The sequence below is a fragment of the Microcoleus sp. PH2017_12_PCY_D_A genome (genome assembly GCF_020738565.1).
Taxonomy (GTDB): domain Bacteria; phylum Cyanobacteriota; class Cyanobacteriia; order Cyanobacteriales; family Microcoleaceae; genus Microcoleus.
This window is the reverse complement of the sequence record NZ_JAEQCI010000215.1, coordinates 1-4,700: the sequence shown is the minus strand read 5'-3', so window position 1 is coordinate 4,700 and position 4,700 is coordinate 1. Positions and strand designations below refer to the sequence as shown.

The window sequence follows — 4,700 nt, the reverse complement described above, 5'->3', positions numbered from 1 at the left end:
GCGGGAGTTTTTTTGGGGTTTGATTTGACAGTCGCAAAATGCAGCAAATTTACGATCGCCCGAAACAGCAATCAAATCTAATTCCGGCTGATAATTCTCGTCTTGCATCCAGTATCGCACGGTTTCGGCAGTTAAATCGTGGTGGTTCCAGCGATCGATAAATGATTGGTTGAACATCTCTACCCAAGGTTGGATGTCTTGTTCTCCCGATACGTGCCTCAGGGCAAAATCTGCGGGAAATTCGGGTGCGGGAATTGGTTCGGCGAGCGATCGCGCCATTGTGAGAAAATAGCGATCGGCATTGGTTGATTTTAATTATTCCCGAACTACTGGAATAATGCGGAATTAGGATATGATTGAACCGCGAAGACGCGAAGCACGCGTTCGGCGAAGCCGTTCCCGAAGGGTAGGAAGAGAAAAGAAGAAGAAGAAGAAGAAGAAGAAGCTCATTATTTTTTCTTGCTGGCTTTCCAAGTGCCGCCGTAGAAGTAAAAAGGATTGTTTTTACTTACCGATTCCCAGCATTTAAGACACAGAAAAAACCACTGCCCCGACTCTTCATACCGGGCGCGGTAGAGAGTCGGGGCAGATTGGGAACAGCGATCGCAATATTTGATTCTGATTCCTCTGGCCATTGTTTCTCAGTTTCAAGCAATAACGGACTCTTGAGGGCGGGCAAAAATCATGCGGCCCGCGCTAGTTTGCAGGGCGCTGGTGACTACGACTCGGGCTTCGGCGCCGACGTAGCTGCTACCTGCTTCTACTACTACCATTGTGCCGTCATCCAAGTAACCGATTCCCTGGGAGGGTTCTTTGCCTTCTTTGCGGATTTTTAGTTCGATCGTATCTCCCGGTAAATAAGTCGGGCGCACTGCATGAGTCAAATCGTTGATATTCAAAACCGGCAGTTTTTGAACGGTGGCTACTTTCGACAAGTTGTAATCGTTGGTGAGCAAAATCCCGTCGATCTCCAATGCGAAGCGGACTAATTTGGCATCGACTGTGGCAATATCTTCGTAGTCGGCCGAGTGAATTTGAATCCGTTCTGGATAGGTTTCTTGGATGCGGTTGAGTACATCTAAGCCGCGGCGCCCGCGCACTCGCTTTTGATCGTTGGCGGAATCGGCTACCAGTTGCAGTTCTTGGAGCACGAATTGCGGGATGATAATTTGACCTTCGAGGAAGCCTGTTTCTAGCAGGTTTTCAATCCGGCCGTCAATAATGCAGCTTGTATCGACAACTTTGGCAGATGCTGGTTTGAAAGTGCCTTCGGCTACCAACACCGTGTCTAAGCTTTTGGGGTTGATCAGGCGCAGGAAAGCGCGGCCGTGGGTGTCTGTCAAGCTGACGCCTGTGAAGCCGAACATGACGCTTCCCAAGACTGCGACTAGGGGTTTGATGAAGCCGAACTCGCGGGGAATTGGCAGCAAAAACAGCGGGGCCAGCATTAAGTTCGCGACTAGCAGTCCGATGATTAAGCCGATCGCCCGCGTTAGCAGCATTTCCACTGGCATATCGCGGACTTGCTTTTCCACGCGCCGATACGTTGTTTGAGCCACTAATCCCAGCACGAAGCCGATTAATGCTCCAAAGGAACCCAGCACGGAACTTAAACCTTGTATATTTGTAACTTGCTCCAGCAGGTTGTTCGGTAGCAGTTCGACTCCGTAATAGCCGATGCCTCCGCCTGCGATTATGAATGAGATAATTATGATTGCGTCTAGCATTGTTCTAGGTTAATGAATTTGTTTACATTATATCTTTCCAGTGCCGATCGTTTTTTCTTAGTTGCGATCGGATATCGCTATCTTTACTCATAAATTTTCATAAACTTATATTTCGCGCTTGTACCCTTTGGGGGATATGCTACCCGCTTGCAGGAGCATTTAGCGCGCCCCGCCGCCACCGGGCACAAGGTGGAAATTGACCGCCCTGCGCTCTGTTCGGGAATTGCTGCCGATCGCGACCGGTGCGGGGTTAAACTAAAGGAGCGGGCTCTTTCTTGCTAAGAAAATGTCACAATATACATAATTATTCATGACGGTTTAATTAAAACTTTAGATTTGAACTTGCACTTTTGGCTGAAGATGTAATGAACCCTACCACAGATTATTTAACATTTGAATTCAAAAAAAGCGTGCAACCATTAAACTCCGGCATTCCCAGTTCGGCTTACCTGCACGTACCTTTTTGTCGCCGCCGCTGTTACTACTGCGATTTTCCGGTTTTTGTGGTGGGCGATCGCAAAAATGGCGAGAATTCCGGCACAATTGTGCAATACGTTGCGGCCCTGTGTCAAGAAATTGCAGAAACTGAAAATTTAGGCGCATCTCTAAAGACAGTTTTTTTTGGTGGCGGCACGCCTTCGCTGCTTTCTGTCAGTCAATTGAGCCATATTTTAGAAACTCTCGACGGCAAATTTGGGATTGCTGCTGGGGCGGAAATTTCTATAGAAATTGACCCGGGAACCTTTACTTTAGAACAGTTGCGGGGATATGCAGCGGCGGGAGTAAATCGAGTTAGTTTGGGAGTGCAAGCTTTTCAGGATGAATTGCTGCAAGCTTGCGGGCGATCGCACTCTGTGGCCGAAATTTTTGAAGCAGTAGAAATAGTGCGATCGGCTGGGATTGTCAGTTTCAGTTTAGACCTCATTTCCGGACTGCCGCACCAAACTTTAGCACAGTGGGAAGCTTCCCTAAAATCGGCGGTGGAAATTAACCCGGCCCACCTGTCGAGTTACGACTTAATTGTTGAGGAGGGAACTGCTTTCGGGCGATACTTTGAAGCAGGCGCGCAGCCGCTACCTGCTGATGAAACTGCTGCTGCTATGTACCGTTTAGCGCGGGAAATTCTGACTGATGCTGGCTACGAACATTACGAAATTTCTAATTATGCTCGGCCCGGTTATCAGTGCCGCCACAACCGCGTTTATTGGGAAAATCGCCCTTACTACGGTTTGGGGATGGGGGCGGCGAGTTACGTGGAAGGTCGGAGGTTGACAAGACCTCGCAAAACTCAAGAATATTATCAGTGGGTGCGAAATCTTTCCGAGACAACTTCTGCTGCTACCGCTCAACTGGGAGGGGAAACCCAAACCGATATTCACCCAGCAATTGAACCTAATTTTCAAGTCTCAGACAATGACGTTTTGTTAGAAACGCTGATGCTGGGTTTGCGTTTAGCAGAAGGAATTAGCCTGTCGGCGCTGACTCAAAAGTTTACGCAGCAAACGGTTGATAAAATTTGGCATTGTTTGCAGCCCTACTGGCGGCAGGGATTGGTGGAAATTGTGAATGCTGAGGGGGCGATCGCCACTTTAGCCGAAGGTGAAAAACTGCCGCTGTCGGGAAATTTGAGGTTGAGCGATCCCGAAGGTTTTTTATTTTCCAATACAATTTTAGCTGATTTGTTCAGCAAGTTAGGAGAGGATAATTAGCTTATGTCTGAGGAAGTATACAGAGCGCTAAGGCGATCGCCCGTAAAGCCACAGCCAGCAATTGGACAATAAGAAAACTAAATTGCTCCCTAGGTTTATAATGTCAAAAATAATATGTTTTATATCGATCCCTAAACAAAACTTAAAGGCGAACTAAGCCTTGAGATAGACGCGGCGACTGAAATCCTGGTGTCATACTTGAGAGTGACGATTTAAAAAAGATCTTGATGGAAACTCTGACTCTCGAACGCAACAACATTCACAGCAATCCCACTCTGGCAATTAGCGATCGCGGCTGCAATCAGGCTTCTAAGTGTAAATTTTGCGGTCACTACAAGATGCAAAGAGGTGCAGTGGGTCACTGTCAATTGTTAAGCGCACCTGTTCGGGGAGGATGGAAATCTTGCACTTTAGCAATGCCGCCTTTTGCACCTTCTTGGGAACACCTGGAAGGCGCCAATATTTGCCCAGGGGCATTTATTAATTAATCTAAAGAATGTCGTAAAAATTTGCTTTTGACAGGCGAGCTGATATATATTAGGCAGAGGCAGGTGACAGATGGCTTGCACAATTTCACAAACAAGTTAAAAACATGAATATGACACTTACTCAGGTAATTCCGGAACGTGATGCGCGTATTTTGTGTTGGTATCTGAATACTACTAACCAAGTACAAATTGCTCGGATTACAAATATTCCGAATTGGTATTTTGAACGGACGGTGTTTCCGGGGGAACGTTTTTTGTTTGAAGCGCTACCAGAAGCTCTGTTAGAAGTTTGCAGGAGTACGGAGACGGGTGCTATTGTGTGCGAGCGAATTTTGTGCGATCGGCTGCGAGTTCAAGAATTAAGCGCGCCTGATTAAACCGAATCAAAAATAGTAGGGTGCGTCAGGTGTGAGATTTTCGATCGCCACAGAAAGTCTCACACCTGACGCACCATTGATATCGTGTCCGATCGATTAACCGCAGTAAGATGTGTTCGTAGTACGGACTTCAGTCCGAAAATGCTGCGGACTTTCGGGAGCACTACAAACTGTTTTTGTTATGGTAATCCACCAGACATAAGATAATTCCCGGCGTGCGTCAGCCTGAGATTGTTGGTTTGTCCCCAAAATCATCGTAGCTGACGCACCCTACTTCTGACGCACCATTAATTCCGGGGGTGCGTCAGGTGTGAGATTGTTGGTTTGTCGCCCAAATCATACGCTTCTGACGCACCCTACTTCTGACGCACCATTAATTGCGGGGGTGCGTCAGGTGTG

General features: G+C 47.4%; 5 protein-coding genes and 1 pseudogene. 3 read left to right on the top strand and 3 right to left on the bottom strand.

All coding sequences use genetic code 11. From position 1 onward, the window contains the following. The 3 genes and pseudogenes from JGK39_RS32635 to JGK39_RS32625 all read right to left on the bottom strand — a co-directional run. Positions 1–279 (bottom strand): annotated as a pseudogene (locus tag JGK39_RS32635) (GNAT family N-acetyltransferase); the annotation flags it as partial. Between the two features lie 170 nt (positions 280–449). Continuing rightward, positions 450–635, bottom strand: a complete 186-nt coding sequence (locus JGK39_RS32630) for a hypothetical protein (RefSeq protein WP_293262341.1) — start codon at positions 633–635, stop codon at positions 450–452. Between the two features lie 12 nt (positions 636–647). Continuing rightward, on the bottom strand, positions 648–1,727 hold the full coding sequence (locus JGK39_RS32625) for a PIN/TRAM domain-containing protein (protein ID WP_293262338.1): 1,080 nt from the start codon (positions 1,725–1,727) through the stop codon (positions 648–650). A gap of 365 nt (positions 1,728–2,092) precedes the next feature. Between JGK39_RS32625 and hemW the strand changes: the two genes are divergently transcribed. The 3 genes from hemW to JGK39_RS32610 all read left to right on the top strand — a co-directional run bounded on the left by hemW (position 2,093) and on the right by JGK39_RS32610 (position 4,301). Continuing rightward, complete coding sequence (gene hemW, locus JGK39_RS32620; RefSeq protein WP_293262335.1) at positions 2,093–3,436, top strand: radical SAM family heme chaperone HemW; 1,344 nt, start codon at positions 2,093–2,095, stop codon at positions 3,434–3,436. Positions 3,437–3,663: 227 nt separating this feature from the next. After that, positions 3,664–3,924, top strand: a complete 261-nt coding sequence (locus tag JGK39_RS32615; RefSeq protein WP_293262332.1) for a hypothetical protein — start codon at positions 3,664–3,666, stop codon at positions 3,922–3,924. A 110-nt stretch (positions 3,925–4,034) separates the two neighbouring features. Further along, positions 4,035–4,301 carry a DUF1830 domain-containing protein gene (locus tag JGK39_RS32610; RefSeq protein WP_293262329.1) on the top strand — a complete coding sequence of 89 codons (267 nt, stop codon included), beginning with the start codon at positions 4,035–4,037 and terminating at the stop codon, positions 4,299–4,301. Positions 4,302–4,700 lie beyond the last annotated feature (399 nt).

Excerpts from the sequence above, each read along its gene's own strand:
- JGK39_RS32630 (WP_293262341.1), bottom strand. The coding sequence starts at position 635 with ATGGCCAGAGGAATCAGAATCAAATATTGCGATCGCTGTTCCCAATCT.
- hemW (WP_293262335.1), top strand. The coding sequence starts at position 2,093 with ATGAACCCTACCACAGATTATTTAACATTTGAATTCAAAAAAAGCGTG.
- JGK39_RS32625 (WP_293262338.1), bottom strand. The coding sequence starts at position 1,727 with ATGCTAGACGCAATCATAATTATCTCATTCATAATCGCAGGCGGAGGC.
- JGK39_RS32615 (WP_293262332.1), top strand. The coding sequence starts at position 3,664 with ATGGAAACTCTGACTCTCGAACGCAACAACATTCACAGCAATCCCACT.
- JGK39_RS32610 (WP_293262329.1), top strand. The coding sequence starts at position 4,035 with ATGACACTTACTCAGGTAATTCCGGAACGTGATGCGCGTATTTTGTGT.